The following is an 18769-nucleotide window of genomic DNA, read 5'->3' as shown; positions in this document are numbered from 1 at the left end:
ACTAGATAAATCAGGCATTGAAATTACCCTGTTTGCTCATGTCAATGCTGAATACAGCCACTTAATAAACCAAAGTAGCCAATTTTGGGATGCTTCTGGGATCAAGTTAGATATCGGTTTATTTTCTGGCGCACAGTTAGAAACGGGCTCACTAGAAACCATACTGGCTGGCGGCATTGCATTTGCAACGCGTGATACAACCTCTGACAGCAATGGTATTGATGCAACAAGCCGTTTTCCATTGCATGAAAATATGCAAGATGAATGGATACAATGGCAACCTTTACAAACTAAGTAGTCTTATCTCGAAATACTCGCGATATAGCAAGATCAAAAGGCCGGTATATATATCGGCCTTTTGATGTTTAAGCTCTTAAGTATCAGGAGGTACTGTTAATCATTAACCATAAAACCAATAACACACAGCGATTGCCGCAGTAATACCGGCAAAGTCGGCTGCTAATCCACAACCTAGCGCATGGCGACCATTACGAATACCAACAGAACCAAAGTACACAGCAAGGACATAAAACGTCGTTTCAGTGCTGCCTTGTAAAATAGCCGCTAGACGACCCGCAAACGAATCAACCCCATGATGACTCATGGTTTCTAACATCATGGCACGCGCGCCAGAGCCGCTAAAGGGTTTCATCAATGCAGTAGGCATTGCATCAATAAAGCGCGTATCTGCGCCCAATGCACTAACGCCACTTGCCAACAAGTGTAACGCATAATCTAGTGCGCCAGAGGCTCTAAGAAAGCCAATGGCTAATAACATTGCCAACAAATACGGAATCAGCTGAATGGCTTGGCCAAAGCCTTGCTTAGCGCCGTCGACAAACTCATCATAAACAGCAATTTTGCGATAGCCTGCAACCAAAATAAAACTTAAAATCAGTAACAACAATATGCCATTGCCTAACACCATAGACACTTGCCCTATTGCATCTGCCGACAATGTTACCAAATAAGCTATTGCTGCCATGAATACACTCATAATGACAGCTGCATACGCTAAAATAACACTGTTAAATAACGAAATCCGTTGCACTAAGGCAACAACCAATAGCCCCACTACAGTAGAGACACTCGTGGCCAATAAGATTGGTAGAAAGATATCTGCAGGATTAGCCGCCCCTTGTTGGGCACGATATAGAAATACGGTGACGGGTACTAAGGTGACTGACGAGGTGTTTAACACTAAAAATAAAATTTGAGCGTTGGTTGCGACTGATTTGACAGGGTTAAGGGTTTGTAGATCGTGCATAGCTTTTAAGCCAAGAGGCGTAGCGGCATTATCTAGCCCCAACATATTGGCAGTCAAATTCATGCTAATACTGCCATAAGCGACATGACCACGAGGCACCTCTGGCATCAACTTAGACAGCAAAGGCTCGAATATCCGCGCAAACAAACCGACAACACCGGCCTTTTCGCCTACTTGCATCAAGCCCATCCACAAGGCTAATACGCCAATTAACCCAATTGAAATGTCAGCGGCTAATTTAGCACTGGCAAACAATGCCGTAACCGACTCACTTAATATATTGACGTTGCCATTCACTAATTGGATTACGATAGACAAGGCTGCAATGATAAAAAATAATAACCACACTCTATTTAACACGCATATCTCCATCATCTAGTCAGTTTTACTAACGTCAATATACAGTAATCATTGCCGATCAGGGCGCACAATTCCGTGATATGATCGCTGCAATGACTGCAAAAATAATTTATCGTTTATTATTATGGCCCAATTAAATACAAACTTTATCAATCATATTGAGAAAGAGTTACCCACTCACTTATCTTTAGAAGAGTTTATCGCCTATTGCGACAAACCGCTTCGTAAATCTATTCGGGTGAATACACTAAAAATTAGCACCGCACAGTTCGTCAATATCATGAGGCAAGCAGGTTGGCTGCTATCGCCGATCCCTTGGTGTGAAGATGGATTTTGGATTGAAGGTAAAGACGATGTTCAACTAGGTAATGCCATAGAACATATCCAAGGCTTGTTTTATATTCAAGAAGCCAGTTCTATGTTGCCACCGACGGCATTGTTTTCAAGTAAAGCCAACCCTGAAATTGTTTTAGATGTGGCTTCTGCCCCCGGCTCTAAAACCACTCAAATCGCAGCCTTAATGAATAACAGTGGCTTGTTAGTGGCCAATGAATATTCTGCCAGCCGAGTAAAGGTATTACACGCCAACGTGCTCCGTATGGGCGCTAGCCACACGGCTCTAACCCATTTTGATGGCAGAGTCTTTGGCGAGTATTTATTTGAAGCATTTGACGCCATTTTACTTGATGCACCTTGCGGCGGTGAAGGTACGGTTCGTAAAGATCCATTGGCCTTAAAACATTGGGATATTGAGGATGTTACCGCCATAGGCGAAACTCAAAAAGATTTGATCGAATCGGCATTTTTAGCGCTAAAACCCGGCGGGACCTTAGTGTATTCAACCTGTACTCTGAGCCAGTTAGAAAACCAGCATATTTGCCAACATTTACAACAAACCTTTCCTGATGCAGTTGAGTTTATCTCATTGGCGCAGTTATTTGATGGCGCAGACAAAGCATGTACCGAAGAAGGTTTTCTACACGTTTGGCCGCAAATTTACGACAGTGAAGGATTCTTTGTCGCCAAAATCCGCAAAACAGCCTCGGTTGAACGACGAAAAAAACAGCCTAAGTCACAAAAAAACTTCCCTTTTACGGTCGCAAACGATAAACAACAAACAGAGTTAAGGCATTATTTTAAAGAAAGTTTTTCAATCAATATCCCCGCCGACGACATCATTATGTTACGGGATGACGAGTACTGGTTATTCCCAGCTCAGTTTATGCCTTTTATTGGTAAAATGCGTTTTCAGCGTATTGGACTGAAACTCGCAGACGCAATGAAGAAGGGCTACAAAGCGAAACATGAAGCCATCATTGCCTTATCAGCATCAACATACGATGCCCCAAGAACCATTGAGTTGACAGCATCGCAAGCTAAAGACTTTTTGATGGGACGCGATATTGCCAGCAACAGCTTTGATGATGCCATACAACAACGTTTGGCTATCACGACACAAGGCGAAATGTTAGTCAGTTATCATCACGCAGTATTAGGCGTAGTAAAGCATTTAGGCCATAGACTGAAAAACAATTTACCGCGAGAGTTAGTCCGCGATAACGTCAATCTAAGCCTATAACGACTTGTAACCAAGTCATTTTTAATCATGACGATAAACCCTATAATCAGTGGCTTGATGTAAAGATGAATTTAATATCAAATTAATAGTGATTTATTTGATTAAATTTCATGCAAAAACCAATCGACCTGACTATAGTTAATCAATGTTTGATTCACTATTTGGCTGCTTAAGCAATCTTAAGCAGCCACGACAGTAGCGCAAGGCTCTTAATCGAGCCCTTTCCCTAGACCCAGAACAATTGGATAGTTTTGGGTCTTTTTTTATCTTATTTTCCAATCAACAATCAGCAATCCATTACCCCATTATATTGATTTAAAAGTCATTTAATGTGGGAAAGGGATTATTATTGCCAGAATCTAGTTAACGACCGATCAACTTAGCAGCATCTTTGAATAAATTAAAAAAGTTATCCGTGGTGTACTGCGCTAATGCTTCAAATTTTTCACCGCGTAATTCTGCAACAAACTCAGCTACATCTCGAACATAGGCTGGCTGATTCTCTTGACCACGATGTGGCACCGGCGCTAAATAAGGAGAATCAGTTTCTACCAGTAATCTGTCTTTAGGCACTTGACGAATAACACTGCGAAGCTCACCCGCGTTTTTGAAGGTCACAATACCTGAAACAGAAATATAAAAACCTAAATCGATGGCCGCTTTAGCCATTTCCCAGTTCTCAGTAAAGCAATGCAATACGCCGCCGACTTTGTCAGCGCCTCCAGCTTTAAGCATATTAATGGTATCTTCTCGGGCATCACGAGTATGAACAATTAATGGTTTATTCACCTCTACAGCTAAAGCAATTTGTTGTTCAAAACACTGTTGTTGCAAGGTTTTAGTATCATTTGAATAGAAGTAATCCAAACCCGTTTCGCCAATAGCCACTACGCGAGGATCGTCAGCAAAACGTTTAATGTCTTCAATATTCAAGCCTTCTTGCACATCGAGAGGATGTACACCAGAAGACAAAAAAACATTATCAAAGGCTGACACCTTGTCGCGCATGGCTTCAAAGCCTTGTTGGCGGACATTGACGCACAATAAATAGTCAACACCTTGAGTTTTGGCATTGTCCATAATGGATTGTAAACTGGCTGAGTCTGGGGCCGCTTTTAAACGGTCAAGGTGGCAATGTGAATCAATTAGCATGGGAATTCTTTCGCAACTACATTAAAAATAAAACAGATGCGCAAGAATACCTAGCTACATAGTGCAGGTCAAATCGCTAGAGGAAAGTTCGCTCGATAATAACTTTTCGATATGGTGTTTATGGCTTTCAACATCTGTTTTAATTTTAACCCCAATACCAGCAGGACGCCCACCGGATGCCCCTAATGGATTAATCCATACCACAGTGCCTTTAAATTCTGTGGCCTGGGTTGCATCAGGTAATCGATAAGCAATCGTAAGCTCTTGGCCTAAAAAATGACTTTCTGTAGTCGCAATAAATAAACCAGCAGGCTTAATAAACGGCATATAAGCACGATAGAGTTTATGTAATGTATCGTAGTGAACAACAAGATCGACCATAAGTAATTATTTTCATTCCATAAATAGGTTAGATGTTAGTATAACCAAATAGCGTTAATTGGTTAGCTTCCTAAATGCGAGAACATATTGTTGACACAATGCTTGAGTATTCACGCTGGGCATAGTTTCAAGCTTATGACACATCTTCATCACTTGCCCGCCAAGATCAATCACTTTAGCTTGAACTAACGGATTTAATGGCTGACGATCCGCTTTTACTCTACTACTTTTTAACACATATTGACGTAAGTACAAATACAAAACATTAAGTGCATCAACAATTTGTTGTTCAGACACCTTGAGTAAACTAGCACTTAAATGGCCCGTTTTTAAACTGTGAGCCCAATCTTGGCGAAATGTTAGCAATTGTTGATAATGCTGACTGCTTAAACTGTTTGCTAACGCCAAAGGACCACCCACAACACTAAGACACCAAGTCACATCGTGAGTTTTACCCTCGGCATTGGCTGCAGGCAACAGCTGCTGCGCAGCTAGCCAGTGTTGGATATCTAACTTAGTCGGTTCAATAAATTTAAGAGTTTGGCAACGGCTAGTAATAGTCGCGAGTAACTGAGCTGATGTATTGGTTTGCAAAATGAGCACAACATCATCACCAGGTTCTTCAAGTGTTTTGAGTAATGCGTTTGCTGCGGCTAAATTTAAGCGCTCAGCATCAACGATTATCGCCACGCGCGCCCCACCTTGTTGAGCCGTTTGCGTTAATTTTTGACATAGCTGACGAATTTGATCAACTTTAATTTGGTTACCATCTGGCTCAATAATATACAGATCTGGATGATTACCAGCAGCCAATAGCAAACAGCTTTTACATTGACCACAAGCACCCACTGGGGTCAGTTGTTGGCAAAGTATTGTTTGTGCCGCAGCTTTAGCGAGCTTATCCCCCCCAAGCGCTCTATCAATATTGAACAAGTGGGCATGGCTAGTTTTACCGCGATAATGTTGATCAACAAAGCGCTGATGCGGCTCGGCTAACCATGGTAATTGGTCAATCTGATAATCACTCATATCGCCACATTATCCTTTTTTATAACAATCACAGCTCTGCCATAAGAACGGGCAAATGATGTTGTAATTGCATCTGTATATCATGATGAACCTGCGCCATAGATTGACTTGCATCGATAACCACTATGCTGTCATCCTCATGGGCTAATTGTAAGTAGGTACGCCTGGCTCGTTCGAAAAAATCAATCGCTTGCTGCTCAATTCTATCAAGTTTGCCGCGACTTGCCGCACGACTTAAGCCGAGTGTTGGATCGATATCTAAATACAAGGTGAGATCAGGTTTAAAGCCTCTCAAACAAGCATCACTGACCGCTTTGACTAAGGGCATTAATCCTCGGCCACCACCTTGGTAAGCCAGTGAAGATAAGTTATGCCTATCACCCAGCACCCACTTACCTGCAGCTAATGCCGGTTTGATAACATTAGCGATTAACTGTGATCGGGCAGCATAAATAAGCAAACACTCTGCTTCGTCACACAAGGGGTCAGTCTCATCAGCAATTTTAACTAAATCGCGCATTTTTTCTGCTAATGGCGTGCCGCCTGGCTCACGGGTACACACAGGAGCCTGACCAATATGGCGCTGAATAATATCATTAACCAGGGCTATCGCGCTTGATTTACCGGCACCTTCTAATCCTTCAATGACAATAAACTTGCCTTGCTGTTGACTCATTTTCTTTTTCTCTGAAATTCATTTACGGCATTGTTATGTGCTTTTAACGTGGATGAAAACACATGGCTACCATCATTACGTGACACAAAATATAAGTAATTAACGTTAGCAGGATTGGCCGCTGCAAAGAGTGATGCTCGGCTAGGGGCAGCAATTGGCGTTGGTGGTAAACCATCAATAGTATAAGTATTAAATGCAGTCGCTTGGCGTAAATCTTTACGGGTAATATTGCCTTTATAACGCTCACCCATACCATAAATAACCGTTGGGTCAGTTTGCAAGCGCATGCCTTTTTTGAGTCGATTATTAAACACTGCTGATACCCAATCACGCTCTTCAGGTTTGCCAGTTTCTTTTTCAATAATAGAAGCAATAATCAATAACTCATAGGGTGACGATAAAGCTAAATCAGGATCACGCCCTTCCCATGCTTGGGCTAAGCTCTCCTGCATCATGTTGTAACTACGATTTAATATGGTCTGTAAATTATCATCCGCATGATAATGGAATGTTTCCGGATAAAACTTACCTTCAGGCAAGCCAGATGTATCACCATGTTGTAATAACACTTGGTTAAAGTCATCTGCGTTTTTTGCTAAATGTTCAGTCGTTGACAGAGTTTGTTGCCACTCAGCAATGGTTTTGCCTTCGATTAGGGTCACACTGAAAACCACTTGTTGGCCTAAATACAAACGTTTTAATAATGCTTCTAATGTATCGCCGGGGATCAATTGGTATAAGCCCGTCTTAATATTGGCAAACTTTGGTTCAAGTTTAACCAGGTATTTAACTTTCCAACTATCAGTAATCAATGATTGTTGCTCAAGCTGTTGCGCAAGCTTAATCACCGATGTGCCAGGCTCTACTGTCAGCGTCTGGCTTTCAGTTAACTGCAATGGCTGTTTTTGATAAGTCATTAGGCCAGATACTAGCCAATAGCCACCGATACAAGTCAAGGTGAATAAAGGAATTAAACTAGCTAATATAAATGTTTTTATTTTTTTAATCATATTATAAATTCACACTTAGAATTTGCCTGAATCGCGGTGTTTGCGTCCAACGGCTAAATTGAAAATCGTCAATGGCGGTAACATCAATCATGCCAAATAAACTATTGGTTATAAATATATGCTCAGCAGCTTGAACATCGCTTAACGTAAGTCGTGTTGCCATCACAGCAATACCATGACAAAGCAGCGTATCAATGATGATTTCGCGCATCACGCCGCTGACACCCGCATGCGTTATTGCAGGGGTAAGTACTTGATTATTTTTGACGATAAAAAGATTAGCCATTGATGACTCAATCACATAACCATCACAATCAAACACCAACCAATCTTGATAAGTGTCAACTAGAGGTTGAGACTTAATTAGCACCTGTTCCAACCGATTAAGATGTTTTATGCCCGCTAAAAGTGGTTGTCTGCCTAGACATATCGATGATGATGCTAACGAAATGCCACTTTGCTGCCAATCAAGATAATGATCTGGAATGGCATTAACTGACACGACTTCAGTCACGTTTGAGCTTGACGGTGCTTGATAGCCACGGCCGCCGACTCCGCGCGTGAGCAAAAGCTTAATACAATGTTGTGGGTATTGCCTCGCGAGTTGCTGCAGTTGCTCTATTAATAAATCACTGGCATGCCACTCAATACCCAAGCGTTCACAGCCCTGCTGCAAACGACAAATATGACCATCAAGGAATAAAATCCCTGCCGGCATATCAGCTGATGCGGTGCGCATAGTTGCAAACACACCATCACCATAAGCAACAGCACGATCAAATGGATTTATCGTGCCGTTTTCGTGATGATTAACCCAAACTGGCGCCATTATTTATCCTGGCTGATCCGGCTTGCGACAGCCTCTTGTTGATCTTTATATTTCGAACTTTTACGAGTGTTATAAGGGCGAGCGACTGCTGAACTTAAGCGCTCAAAATTAAGCGCGCCTATGGTCATGCCTGGGCGTAATGCTAATGGCAACTTGCCACTGTTAAAGAACTCAAGCACAATTTTCCCTTGCCAACCAGGATCAATACGATGCGCAGTCACATGCACCATTAAACCTAAGCGCGCAAGCGATGAGCGACCATCTAACCAGCCGACAACGTCGGCTGGTAAAGTGACACTTTCATAGGTCACAGCCAAAGCTAACTCGCCAGGATGGAGGAAAAAAGCTTGGTCGTCAGCGATTTCAATTTTATCGCTCATAATTCGATCAAGGGCTATTTGCATTTCTGCACTGGGGCCACTTAAATCAATAAAAGGTGCCGTATGGTCTTTAAATACCCGAAATTGGCTGCCTAAACGGACATCGACACTGACACCTGAAATGGCTTCTATACCAGGGCGAGGATCGATGATAATGCTACCATTATCTAAACATTGCTCAATTTCTATATCGGTTAAACGCATGCGGCACTCTCTTAAATAAGGCTATCTAGCCAATAAATGCTGAATTCTAGTTTTTAAAATATCCGTTGCGATGCGGTTTTTACCACCACGAGGAACGATAATATCGGCATATTGCTTTGACGGTTCGATAAACTGTAAAAACATTGGACGTACTGTTCGTTTATATTGCGCAATAACGGTTTCCATTGTGCGGCCGCGCTCAGCAACATCGCGGGTTAACCGACGTAAAAAACAAATGTCTAATGGCGTGTCCATAAACACACTGGCATCCATTAACTCACGAAGCTTAGGGTCGGTTAATAACAAAATACCTTCAAGGATAATGACTTTTTTAGGCTGCATGTTAAGCGTTTCACTGGTACGCGTATGCTCAGTATAGCTATAACAAGGAATACTAACGGCTTCACCTCGTTTTAGCTGAGTTAAATGAGTCGCTAATAATTGATGATCCAATGCTTTTGGATGATCGTAATTGGTTTTGACTCGATCTTCCATGGTCAAATGACTTTGATCCCGATAATAGGCATCCTCATTGATCACACCAATTTGATTGGTTCCTAAATCACGACACAATTCTTCAAAAATTGTTTTAGCAATTAAACTTTTACCTGAAGCCGATGCACCGGCAATCCCAATAATGACACACTGCTGAGAATTCATCTCTTAACCTTACTCGTCTTCTGATATGCTAATTTTTACGGTTGATTGTACTTGTTGAAGTGATAACTCAGCCCCAAGCTTACGGGCAATTTCGCGATATATCCCTGACACTTCACTTTCTGGTTCGCTCATTACGCTCGGCGTACCATTGTCCATTGATTCACGAATATTGATATGCAGTGGCAGTGCGCCTAACAACGGCACGTTATAGCGTTTAGCTATTTCACTACCACCATGAGTACCAAATGGGTGTTCTTTATGACCACATTCAGGACAAAGATGGAAACTCATGTTCTCGATAATCCCAAGTACTGGGATATTGACCTTGTTAAACATGGTAATGCCTTTTTTAGCATCCGCTAAGGCAATGTCTTGTGGCGTGGTAACAATCACTGCACCGCTTACTGGCACTTTTTGCGACAAGGTTAATTGAATGTCACCGGTTCCAGGTGGCATATCGATAATCAAATAGTCTAATTCAGGCCATTGGGTTTCATTGAGTAACTGTGCTAATGCACCCGCTGCCATAGGACCACGCCATACCGCGGCTTCATCACCACTTAACATAAAACCTATTGATTGCGCAGAAATACCATGAACTAGCGCGGGCGTCATGTGCTTGCCATCTGGCGATTGTGGACGAAAATTAGGAATACCTAACATCAATGGAATAGACGGGCCATAAATGTCGGCATCCAAAATACCCACTTCAGCGCCTTCAGCTTTTAAGGCTAATGCAAGATTCACTGCGGTAGTTGATTTACCCACACCACCTTTACCTGATGCCACGGCAATAACTTGCTTTACGTTAGGAATAGGTGGAATAGCAGGCAGTGCTGAATAAACTCGAGGCTGAAAATCAATTTCACACTCCACTTCATCAATCGCGTCAAGTACAGCCAATTTATTGGTCACAGCCATCACGGTATCGCGATATTGTGTCATGCACGGATAAGGATAAACTAAGCCTAATTGTAGGCGTTTTCCCTCTATCGACAGTGCGGTTACACATCCTGCACTCACTAAGCCTTTACGCAAATAAGGGTCTTCAAATGCTTCTAAAATATCTAACACTGGTGACAATAATTCATCACTTAATTGATAATTTGTATGTGTATTGACCAAAACGGCAACTCCGAAGTAGAAATTTGCTCAAGTGTATCAGAACTTGGTAAAAAAATAGCGACTATTAAGCTTTTTTAAGTCATGTTTTGGTGAAAAAAGTCTGCAAATCAGTTAGTATCAGGCAATATTTTTGGTGTAATTTGATATCGAGACAAAATGACAAAATCACAGCGTAAAATACTGGTCACAAGTGCCCTACCTTATGCCAATGGCCCGATCCACCTAGGCCACATGCTTGAGTACATCCAAACGGATATCTGGTCACGTTTTCAAAAATTACGTGGTCATGAATGCCACTACATTTGCGCCGACGATGCTCACGGCACACCGATCATGCTCAAAGCGCAGCAAATGGGTATTACACCAGAAGAAATGATTGCTCAGGTTCAAAAGGAACATCAGCAAGATTTCGCCGACTTCAATATCCAGTTTGATAATTTCCACAGCACTCATAGCGAAGAAAATCGCGCCTTAGCCTGTGATATTTACCTAAAACTGCGTGATGGTGGTTACATCAAAACCAAAACCATTTCACAATTATATGACCCTGAAAAATTAATGTTCTTACCAGACCGTTTTGTTAAAGGCACCTGCCCAAAATGTAAGTCTGAAGATCAATACGGCGATAACTGTGATAATTGTGGCGCAACCTACAGCACTACCGATTTAATCAATCCTAAGTCAGCCGTATCTGGTGCAACACCGATAATGAAAGACACCGAACATTTCTTTTTTGACCTGCCTGCATTTGAAGGCATGTTAAAAGAGTGGATCCAATCAGGTTCCTTGCAACAAGAAATGGCCAACAAGCTTAATGAATGGTTTGATCAAGGCCTAAAGCAATGGGATATCTCCCGTGATGCACCTTACTTTGGATTTGAAATTCCTGACGCTCCAGGTAAGTTTTTCTATGTCTGGTTAGATGCACCTATTGGTTATATGGGGTCATTTAAAAACTTATGTAATAAGCGTGATGACTTAAACTTTGACGATTTCTGGGGCCTAGACTCAACCGCAGAGGTGTATCACTTCATCGGTAAAGACATTGTCTATTTCCACAGTTTATTCTGGCCTGCCATGCTTGAAGGCGCTGGTATTCGTAAACCAACTAGCGTGTATGCCCACGGCTATGTCACGGTTAATGGTTCAAAAATGTCGAAATCAAAAGGCACGTTTATCAAAGCGCGCACTTATCTAGACAATTTGGATCCTGAATACCTACGTTATTATTACGCCGCTAAATTAAACAGCCGCATCGATGATTTGGATTTAAACTTAGAAGATTTTGCCCAACGCGTGAACTCTGACTTGGTCGGAAAATTAGTTAACCTTGCCTCTCGTACCGCTGGTTTTATCAGTAAACGTTTTGACGGTAAATTAGCCAAGGTTACTGACAGCAGCCTGAGCGACATATTCTTAGCCAAAAGCGAGATTATTGCTGAATTATATGAAACCCGCGAATTTGGTAAAGCGATGCGTGAAATCATGGCGCTAGCAGATATTGCTAATGCTTATGTTGCTGACGCCGCACCTTGGCAATTAGTTAAGCATGAAGATAAACAACAAGAAGCACATCAGGTTTGCAGTAATGCATTAAATCTGTTCAGAATTTTGGTGACTTATCTTAAGCCTGTATTACCTAAGCTTGCCGAAAATGTTGAAGGATTTTTACAGTTAACCTTAACATGGGATAATTTGGCCCAAGATTTATCAGGCCATGAAATTGCACCATTTAAAGCCTTAATGCAACGTATCGAACCTAAGAGTATTGAAGCTATCATCGATGCCTCTAAAGAAAACTTGCAAGCCACTAATACGGACGCACCTAACACCGATGCGCCGACACAAGCCGTTAATCAATTAGAGCAAGATCCTATCAGCCCAGAAATAAGCTTTGAAGATTTTGCAAAAATTGACTTACGAATTGCTCGTATCAGCAAAGCGGAACATATCGAGAAAGCCAATAAACTACTGCGTCTAGAATTAGATTTAGGCGGCGAAACTAAGCAAGTATTTGCGGGTATAAAATCGGCTTATGCGCCTGAAGACTTAGTGGGTAAACTCACCGTAATGGTGGCAAACCTTGCCCCACGCACGATGAAGTTTGGTGATTCAGAAGGTATGGTATTAGCGGCTGGCCCGGGTGGTAAAGATTTATTTATACTTGAACCTCATGAAGGTGCGCAGCCAGGTATGCGAGTTAAATAACACTTAACTTCATAAAAAAAGACCGCTGCGGCGGTCTTTTTTTTAGTTTGCACGTTCATCAAATCAATAAGCAATTATTAATCATCAAAGCCATTGCAGCCAGTTAGCAGGTTCATCGACAATAATAAAATCATCCATTAATCATTAACGCTAACATCACCGTCAGATTTTTGGGTTAGCTTAATAGCATGCTGAAGATCAACATCTGCATGATGAGCGGCATTATCTTCATCCATTGCTTGTTTCAATCGCTCTTCATACAACATAAACAGTTTAATAAAATCGTTACTGTAGCGCTCACCTGCTGATTCTTTCAACCAAAAATCATATAAACGCTTTGAGGCTTCTTTTTCAACACGCTTATAGGTTGCCTTTCGTCTTAAAACATATTCTTCACTGTTACCAAGCAACTGTAACGAGGACACACTCAGTTCAAGTGCTGAATGATGGGTTTCTGATTCGACGATGTCAGCCCCGGCATCTTTTAACAAATGACCATGGCCTCGATCGAAGGCTCTGGCGACAATTTTCAGTTTTGGGTAAGTTTGATGCAAATATTTGACTAATTCAACGCTGCTTTCGCGATTATCGATAGCCACCACAAAAAGCGATGCTTGTTCTATACCGGCTGTTTTTAATAAGTCAGGTCGAGTGGCGTCACCATAATAGGCTTTAGTATTAATACGCCTAATAGTGTCCACTTGTGATACCTGATAATCGAGTACGACTGTTTTAATATTATTTGATATTAAAAAGCGATTGACCACTTGGCCAAAACGGCCAATACCCGCAATAATAACAGTGCCCTCATCATCGATATTATCTTGCTCACGTTGATTAGTTTTCACTTGAAAGCGCGGGTAAATGACTTTATCAAATAAAATGAATAGTCCAGGGGTTAAAAACATCGATAGTGCTACTACGATAGACAAGGTCTGAGCTAAGTCAGTTGGAATAACATGTTGTTGCACGCTAAAATTTAGCAATACAAAGCCAAACTCACCCGCTTGAGCTAGACATAAGGTGAATAACCAACGATCGCTGCCTTTAATCCTGAAAATCAATGCTAGCACGTACAACACCATCGCTTTTATCAACATCACACTTAAGGTGATGGCAATGATTTCAGCAAAATCAGCAAACAACACCGAAAAATCTATCCCGGCACCCACGGTGATAAAAAACAAGCCTAACAACAAGCCTTTAAACGGACCTATATTTGCTTCAAGCTCATGCTTAAACTCACTGTTTGCTAGCACCACGCCCGCTAAAAAGGTACCTAATGCAGGCGAGATCCCCACCAAACTCATTAATGCGGCAATGCCTATGACTAACATAAGTGCTGCAGCTGTTGATATTTCACGCGCACCAGACTCAGCAACGATTTTAAATAAAGGTCGGCTTAAATAATGGCCGCCCAACACCACGACACTAATGGCTAACAACAATACAATCGCATACGCCCACCCAGGTAGAGATGCCACTAAACTTAGCTGCTCGTGTTGTTCACTCATACTGCTTACAGCAGCTTGGGCTTGCTCAACTAATTCAGGTAAAGCCAATAACGGAATAAAGGCCAACATGGGAATAACGGCAATGTCTTGAAACAACAATACCGAAAAGGCATTTTTACCTGCATGAGTCTTATTGAGACGTTTTTCAGATAACGTTTGTAATACAATTGCGGTAGAAGACAGAGAAAAAATTAACCCGATAGTTAATGCAATACTCAATTGATAGCCAGCATAAATAGCACAGGCCATAACCGCCACAACCGACCCCACAACTTGCAGACCACCCAGTCCGAGTAAACGATTTCGCATCGCCCACAACATTTTTGGTTCAAGTTCTAAGCCAACCAAAAAGAGCATCATCACAACACCAAATTCAGCAAAATGTTGGATAGTGTTGGTTTCACTGCCCACTAAACCAATAATAGGTCCAATAACAACCCCAGCAATGAGGTATCCGAGTACCGACCCCAATCCCAATTTATTTGCTAAAGGGACGGCGATAACGGCAGCGGTTAAATAAATAAAGGCTTGTAAAAAATACTCGGTCATTTACTCAATCTCAAAGAAAGCAATATCATCCGCACACGCTCTATCATCAATGATACCGGCCACATTCAACATCAATGACCCAGTAACCTTGCCAGAGCGTCGCTACAACCATTTGTTATCTACACGATAGCAAAGTCTTTAAAACCATGCAGAACACAGTCAACACCGCTAAGCGCCAAGTTATTAATCCAGCTATACCGGATTTACAATATCAATAAAATGATGCTCTATATTGTATTTTTCCGCTAAGTGATTGCCTAACGCTTGAATGCCAAATAACTCAGTCGCATGGTGACCAGCAGCAAAATAATGTAAACCTTGCTCGATTGCGGTGTGAAATGTGCGCTCTGATACTTCGCCGCTAATAAACGCATCAACGCCCATTTGTGCAGCTTGATCAATATAGTCTTGCGCGCCGCCAGTACACCAAGCCAAGGTCGAAATCATTTTCGTTTCATCCCCTATGTGCAAAGGTTTACGGTTTAATACTGTATTAAGTAACTCGCTAAACTCTGCAACCGTCATTGGGTGTTCCAAATGACCATGCCATAATAAATCTTGAGCTACCTGCTCATAAACTCTTGGGCTAATAATGCCTAACTGTTGGGCTAATTGAGCATTGTTACCAACACCATGATGAGCATCTAACGGTAAGTGATAACCAAATAAACTGATATCATTTTCTATTAAGGCCTTGATCCGTCGATATTTCATGCCGGTGATCACTTCGGGCTCATTTTTCCAAAAAAAACCATGATGAACCAAAATAGCATCAGCGTTGACCTTTATCGCCGCATCAATTAATGCTTGGCATGCAGTGACACCGGTGACAATGGTGCGAATATCCGACTTGCCTTCGACCTGTAACCCATTTGGTGCATAGTCTTTAAAGGCAGAAACATTTAAAAAACTATCAAGATAAGACGCTAATGCTTGGCGAGAAACAACTGATGTCTGATGATGTGTGGACATAAAACCCCTAGAAATTAACTAATCTTAAGCAACAAAGATATAAACTTATTCGTATAAACCATGCGGACTTAACCGATATTCACTCAGACGATAGCGATCCATACTGTACACCATGGCGATATCATCAGTTTAACCGAATACTGTCGCTCTCGCGAAGAATATCCAAGCTAAAAATTAATTTAAAAAACAAAAATAACCACCAAATAAATTAGGCTTGAGCCGCCAATAAGTACAGTCGATTGTCAAATTCAATCAATATTAAATCCAGATTAAATCGAAACCTAATGATGCTGAAATATCACTCTACTCGCTGATAAAATCAACTTCCGGATGGAAAATCCGCCAATTTATAGCTCAATTGGACTTTTGATGCATTAACACTTTAAAATTAGCGACAACCTTAATTTAACATGACAACCAATAGGTTATTTACTATGACAACATTGACTAAAGAAGAGGTCATCAGCCAACTACAAACGGCACTAGAACGACAATCTGGTAACACAGTATCAATTGAGCAAGCAGGCAGTTGGTACAAAATTGACGGCCAGAAATCTGTGCGCTTTAGCGAACTTGAAACAATGCTTACACAACTTACTGCCTCGACGACAAATAAACAGCCTGCGGCAGAGATGCACAAACCTATCGCTAAACCTGCAGCCAAGCCAATCAACAATGCGGCAGCAAAAAAATCACCCAATCGCCAAGCTCAAATAACTTCAGGCGGTTTAACGCCTAAGCAGTTATGGCGTCAAAAGCTCGAGCACACTTCAGGTAAGCAAACATTACCTCGTGGGTTTTAATCACTTTAGCAAAGTAGCCAATGTACTGTTGCAAATGGATTTTGCCCTTGTAATACACAAAAGGAGCCTAGGCTCCTTTTTGTTTTATTGCGTATGTCATCACATCGCCAAATCAACCCTGACATAACCGCTTAAATAAACCACTCTCACTTCATCACCGGCAGCAAAACGCATCCCCGGATCTGCATCTTGGATAACCATAACTTGGCTTCCGTCTTCTTGTTTTATCATGAGTTCAACTAATTTAGTTTCAAGATAATACTGTTGGTTTCCATGCTGACTGCCTATACCGCCACCAATTAATGCCCCTAAAACGGTAGCTACATCTTGGCCTGAACCGCCACCGAACTGATGCCCTATAACTCCACCGACTAAGGCGCCACCAAAAGTTTTCCAGCCGCTATGGCTGTCTTCAACGAGCTGTTTTTCAGTGATGTTTTTGACCGATTCAATCTGACCATAGATGACTTTTTCCACGGGTACGGCTTGATTTCGCTCATAAGCAGCTTGGCTTTGACCACAAAACAAGCACATAGTCAGTAAAACTACAAAAATACTCTTCACATTGACAGTTATGATTTTAAACATGATCAATATCCGCTAAGTTAACGATAAGGTATGCCAAATAATATACTCATTTTGAACTCACTGTCTTATTTAAATCAATCCATCGACTTCCCGCCACCAGAGCTGGCGCTTATCGATCCCAATGGCTTATTAGCCATTGGGGGAGATTTACGTCCAGAGCGCTTAGCAGAAGCCTATTATCAAGGTATTTTCCCTTGGTTTAATGTCAGTGATCCCATTTTATGGTGGTCACCAGATCCTCGAGCGGTATTTGAACCTCGTCATCCATTTGGCAGCAAAAGCTTGATTAAGTTTCTTAAAAAATCCACCTGGCGATACACTATCAATCATGCCTTTTTAGATGTCTTAGCCGGTTGCGCTCAGCCACGAAGTTCACAGGATGGCACGTGGATTTCTGCCGAAATCCAAATGGCTTATTATGAACTTCATCTGCAAGGTCTTGCGCATTCTATTGAAGTCTGGGATGGCGACGATTTAGTGGGTGGGCTTTACGGTATTCCAGTGGGCAGTGTTTTTTGCGGTGAATCGATGTTTCATCGGCAAACTAATGCATCAAAAGCTGCATTTGCTATACTGAATCAACACTTGGTGAAACATGATTTTCAACTAATTGACGCGCAAGTAATGAATCCACATTTATTAAGTCTTGGGGCTATGGCGATACCAAGAAGTGAGTTTTTATCCATACTTCACTGCGGCCGCGATCAAACAAAGTCAGCATCCATATGGATCAAACAAGAGGTGTTTATTGAATTCTAAATCGGTTAGTGTCGGCATAAGCCAACCTTTTGATTGCAACTATATTGAAGGCAATAAAGAGCAATTATTGGTAATCCAAGAACCACAAATAGACCCATCGCTGTTTGAACAACTTCTTGCGATGGGGTTTCGTCGCAACGGTAACGCAATTTACAAACCACGCTGCCCGAGTTGCCAATCTTGCCAATCTATTCGACTGAATGTGAATGATTTTGTGTTGTCCAAACGCCAAAAAAGAACCTTAAAAAACAACCGAGACTTGCATTGGAAGATCAGTCATACATCACGGCCAGAGCACTATGACTTATACCAACGCTATATCAATGAACGCCATAGTGATGGCCCTATGTACCCGGCATCACAAGCTCAATATGATGATTTTTTACTATCAGATTGGTTACCGCCAATGTTTATTGAACTGTTTGATAAAGACCAATTAATTGGCGTGGCGGTGACCGATGAGATGGCGCAAAGTTTCTCGGCCATATACAGCTATTTCGACCCAGACTACGCAGAACGATCACTGGGTTCGTTGATGATTTTAATTCAATGCCAATTGGCTAAGTCGTTAGGTAAACGATTTTTGTATTTGGGCTATCAAATTGATCAAAATAGAAAAATGAGTTACAAACGCCAATATCGTCCATATCAAATTTTAACGGCTCTTGGTTGGCAAGTTGGCGAAAATCTTACGCCTCTTTCTTGTTAACGGCCTTTACAGTTC

At 41.7% G+C, this 18769-nt stretch carries 18 protein-coding genes and 1 pseudogene; 6 read left to right on the top strand and 13 right to left on the bottom strand.

Annotated features, from left to right (window positions below):
* Window positions 1–298, top strand: a pseudogene (locus ACED29_RS13280) (MCE family protein); the annotation flags it as partial.
* Between the two features lie 102 nt (window positions 299–400).
* Here the strand turns inward: ACED29_RS13280 and ACED29_RS13275 are convergent.
* Window positions 401–1627 carry a nucleoside recognition domain-containing protein gene (locus tag ACED29_RS13275; RefSeq protein WP_182697155.1) on the bottom strand — a complete coding sequence of 409 codons (1227 nt, stop codon included), beginning with the start codon at window positions 1625–1627 and terminating at the stop codon, window positions 401–403.
* A gap of 124 nt (window positions 1628–1751) precedes the next feature.
* Here ACED29_RS13275 and rsmF point away from each other — a divergent pair, with 124 nt between their 5' ends.
* Window positions 1752–3206 carry a 16S rRNA (cytosine(1407)-C(5))-methyltransferase RsmF gene (gene rsmF / locus ACED29_RS13270; RefSeq protein ID WP_371697841.1) on the top strand — a complete coding sequence of 485 codons (1455 nt, stop codon included), beginning with the start codon at window positions 1752–1754 and terminating at the stop codon, window positions 3204–3206.
* A 363-nt stretch (window positions 3207–3569) separates the two neighbouring features.
* On the opposite strand, the gene ACED29_RS13265 is transcribed toward rsmF, so the two are convergent.
* From ACED29_RS13265 to apbC, 9 genes are read right to left on the bottom strand one after another with little or no spacing between them, the layout of a single operon-like run.
* On the bottom strand, window positions 3570–4358 hold the full coding sequence (locus tag ACED29_RS13265; RefSeq protein ID WP_273057145.1) for a TatD family hydrolase: 789 nt from the start codon (window positions 4356–4358) through the stop codon (window positions 3570–3572).
* 54 nt (window positions 4359–4412) lie between these two features.
* Window positions 4413–4739, bottom strand: coding sequence for a PilZ domain-containing protein (locus ACED29_RS13260; RefSeq protein ID WP_124015885.1), 327 nt, complete (start codon window positions 4737–4739; stop codon window positions 4413–4415).
* Window positions 4740–4793: 54 nt separating this feature from the next.
* Entirely contained in the window at window positions 4794–5768 is a 975-nt protein-coding gene (gene holB / locus ACED29_RS13255; protein ID WP_371697840.1) for a DNA polymerase III subunit delta', read from the bottom strand.
* Window positions 5769–5796: 28 nt separating this feature from the next.
* Window positions 5797–6444, bottom strand: coding sequence for a dTMP kinase (tmk, locus tag ACED29_RS13250; protein WP_182697152.1), 648 nt, complete (start codon window positions 6442–6444; stop codon window positions 5797–5799).
* Window positions 6441–7451, bottom strand: coding sequence for an endolytic transglycosylase MltG (gene mltG, locus ACED29_RS13245; RefSeq protein WP_371697844.1), 1011 nt, complete (start codon window positions 7449–7451; stop codon window positions 6441–6443). The genes tmk and mltG overlap by 4 nt, the downstream gene beginning before the upstream one ends.
* A gap of 4 nt (window positions 7452–7455) precedes the next feature.
* Entirely contained in the window at window positions 7456–8283 is an 828-nt protein-coding gene (gene pabC / locus ACED29_RS13240) for an aminodeoxychorismate lyase (protein WP_182722775.1), read from the bottom strand.
* The gene (dcd, locus tag ACED29_RS13235) at window positions 8283–8867 is read right to left on the bottom strand and encodes a dCTP deaminase (RefSeq protein WP_124015880.1); all 585 of its coding nucleotides are present in this window, start codon (window positions 8865–8867) and stop codon (window positions 8283–8285) included. The genes pabC and dcd overlap by 1 nt, the downstream gene beginning before the upstream one ends.
* 21 nt (window positions 8868–8888) lie before the next feature.
* Entirely contained in the window at window positions 8889–9527 is a 639-nt protein-coding gene (gene udk / locus ACED29_RS13230) for a uridine kinase (protein ID WP_124015879.1), read from the bottom strand.
* 9 nt (window positions 9528–9536) lie between these two features.
* The gene (gene apbC, locus ACED29_RS13225; protein ID WP_182697150.1) at window positions 9537–10652 is read right to left on the bottom strand and encodes an iron-sulfur cluster carrier protein ApbC; all 1116 of its coding nucleotides are present in this window, start codon (window positions 10650–10652) and stop codon (window positions 9537–9539) included.
* A gap of 156 nt (window positions 10653–10808) precedes the next feature.
* On the opposite strand from apbC, the gene metG reads away from it, so the two are divergent.
* Window positions 10809–12860: a methionine--tRNA ligase gene (gene metG, locus ACED29_RS13220; RefSeq protein ID WP_182697149.1), complete on the top strand. Its 2052-nt coding sequence runs from the start codon at window positions 10809–10811 to the stop codon at window positions 12858–12860.
* A 137-nt stretch (window positions 12861–12997) separates the two neighbouring features.
* Here the strand turns inward: metG and ACED29_RS13215 are convergent, their stop codons facing one another.
* Window positions 12998–14923 carry a monovalent cation:proton antiporter-2 (CPA2) family protein gene (locus ACED29_RS13215; protein ID WP_182697148.1) on the bottom strand — a complete coding sequence of 642 codons (1926 nt, stop codon included), beginning with the start codon at window positions 14921–14923 and terminating at the stop codon, window positions 12998–13000.
* 192 nt (window positions 14924–15115) lie between these two features.
* On the bottom strand, window positions 15116–15895 hold the full coding sequence (locus tag ACED29_RS13210) for a Nif3-like dinuclear metal center hexameric protein (RefSeq protein WP_182741357.1): 780 nt from the start codon (window positions 15893–15895) through the stop codon (window positions 15116–15118).
* A 434-nt stretch (window positions 15896–16329) separates the two neighbouring features.
* Here ACED29_RS13210 and ACED29_RS13205 point away from each other — a divergent pair, with 434 nt between their 5' ends.
* Window positions 16330–16698, top strand: a complete 369-nt coding sequence (locus ACED29_RS13205; RefSeq protein WP_371697839.1) for a hypothetical protein — start codon at window positions 16330–16332, stop codon at window positions 16696–16698.
* Between the two features lie 99 nt (window positions 16699–16797).
* On the opposite strand, the gene ACED29_RS13200 is transcribed toward ACED29_RS13205, so the two are convergent.
* Entirely contained in the window at window positions 16798–17232 is a 435-nt protein-coding gene (locus tag ACED29_RS13200; protein WP_124016006.1) for a glycine zipper 2TM domain-containing protein, read from the bottom strand.
* A 105-nt stretch (window positions 17233–17337) separates the two neighbouring features.
* On the opposite strand from ACED29_RS13200, the gene aat reads away from it, so the two are divergent.
* The gene (gene aat, locus ACED29_RS13195; RefSeq protein ID WP_182722833.1) at window positions 17338–18045 is read left to right on the top strand and encodes a leucyl/phenylalanyl-tRNA--protein transferase; all 708 of its coding nucleotides are present in this window, start codon (window positions 17338–17340) and stop codon (window positions 18043–18045) included.
* The gene (locus ACED29_RS13190) at window positions 18035–18754 is read left to right on the top strand and encodes an arginyltransferase (protein WP_124015873.1); all 720 of its coding nucleotides are present in this window, start codon (window positions 18035–18037) and stop codon (window positions 18752–18754) included. Before aat ends, ACED29_RS13190 begins: the two co-directional genes overlap by 11 nt.
* The last annotated feature ends 15 nt before the right edge of the window (window positions 18755–18769 follow it).

The sequence above is a fragment of the Shewanella sp. 5S214 genome (assembly GCF_041439795.1).
GTDB classification, from domain to species: Bacteria; Pseudomonadota; Gammaproteobacteria; order Enterobacterales; family Shewanellaceae; genus Shewanella; species Shewanella vesiculosa.
Note: the sequence above shows the minus strand (reverse complement) of the source record. Positions and strands in the feature narration are given on the sequence as shown.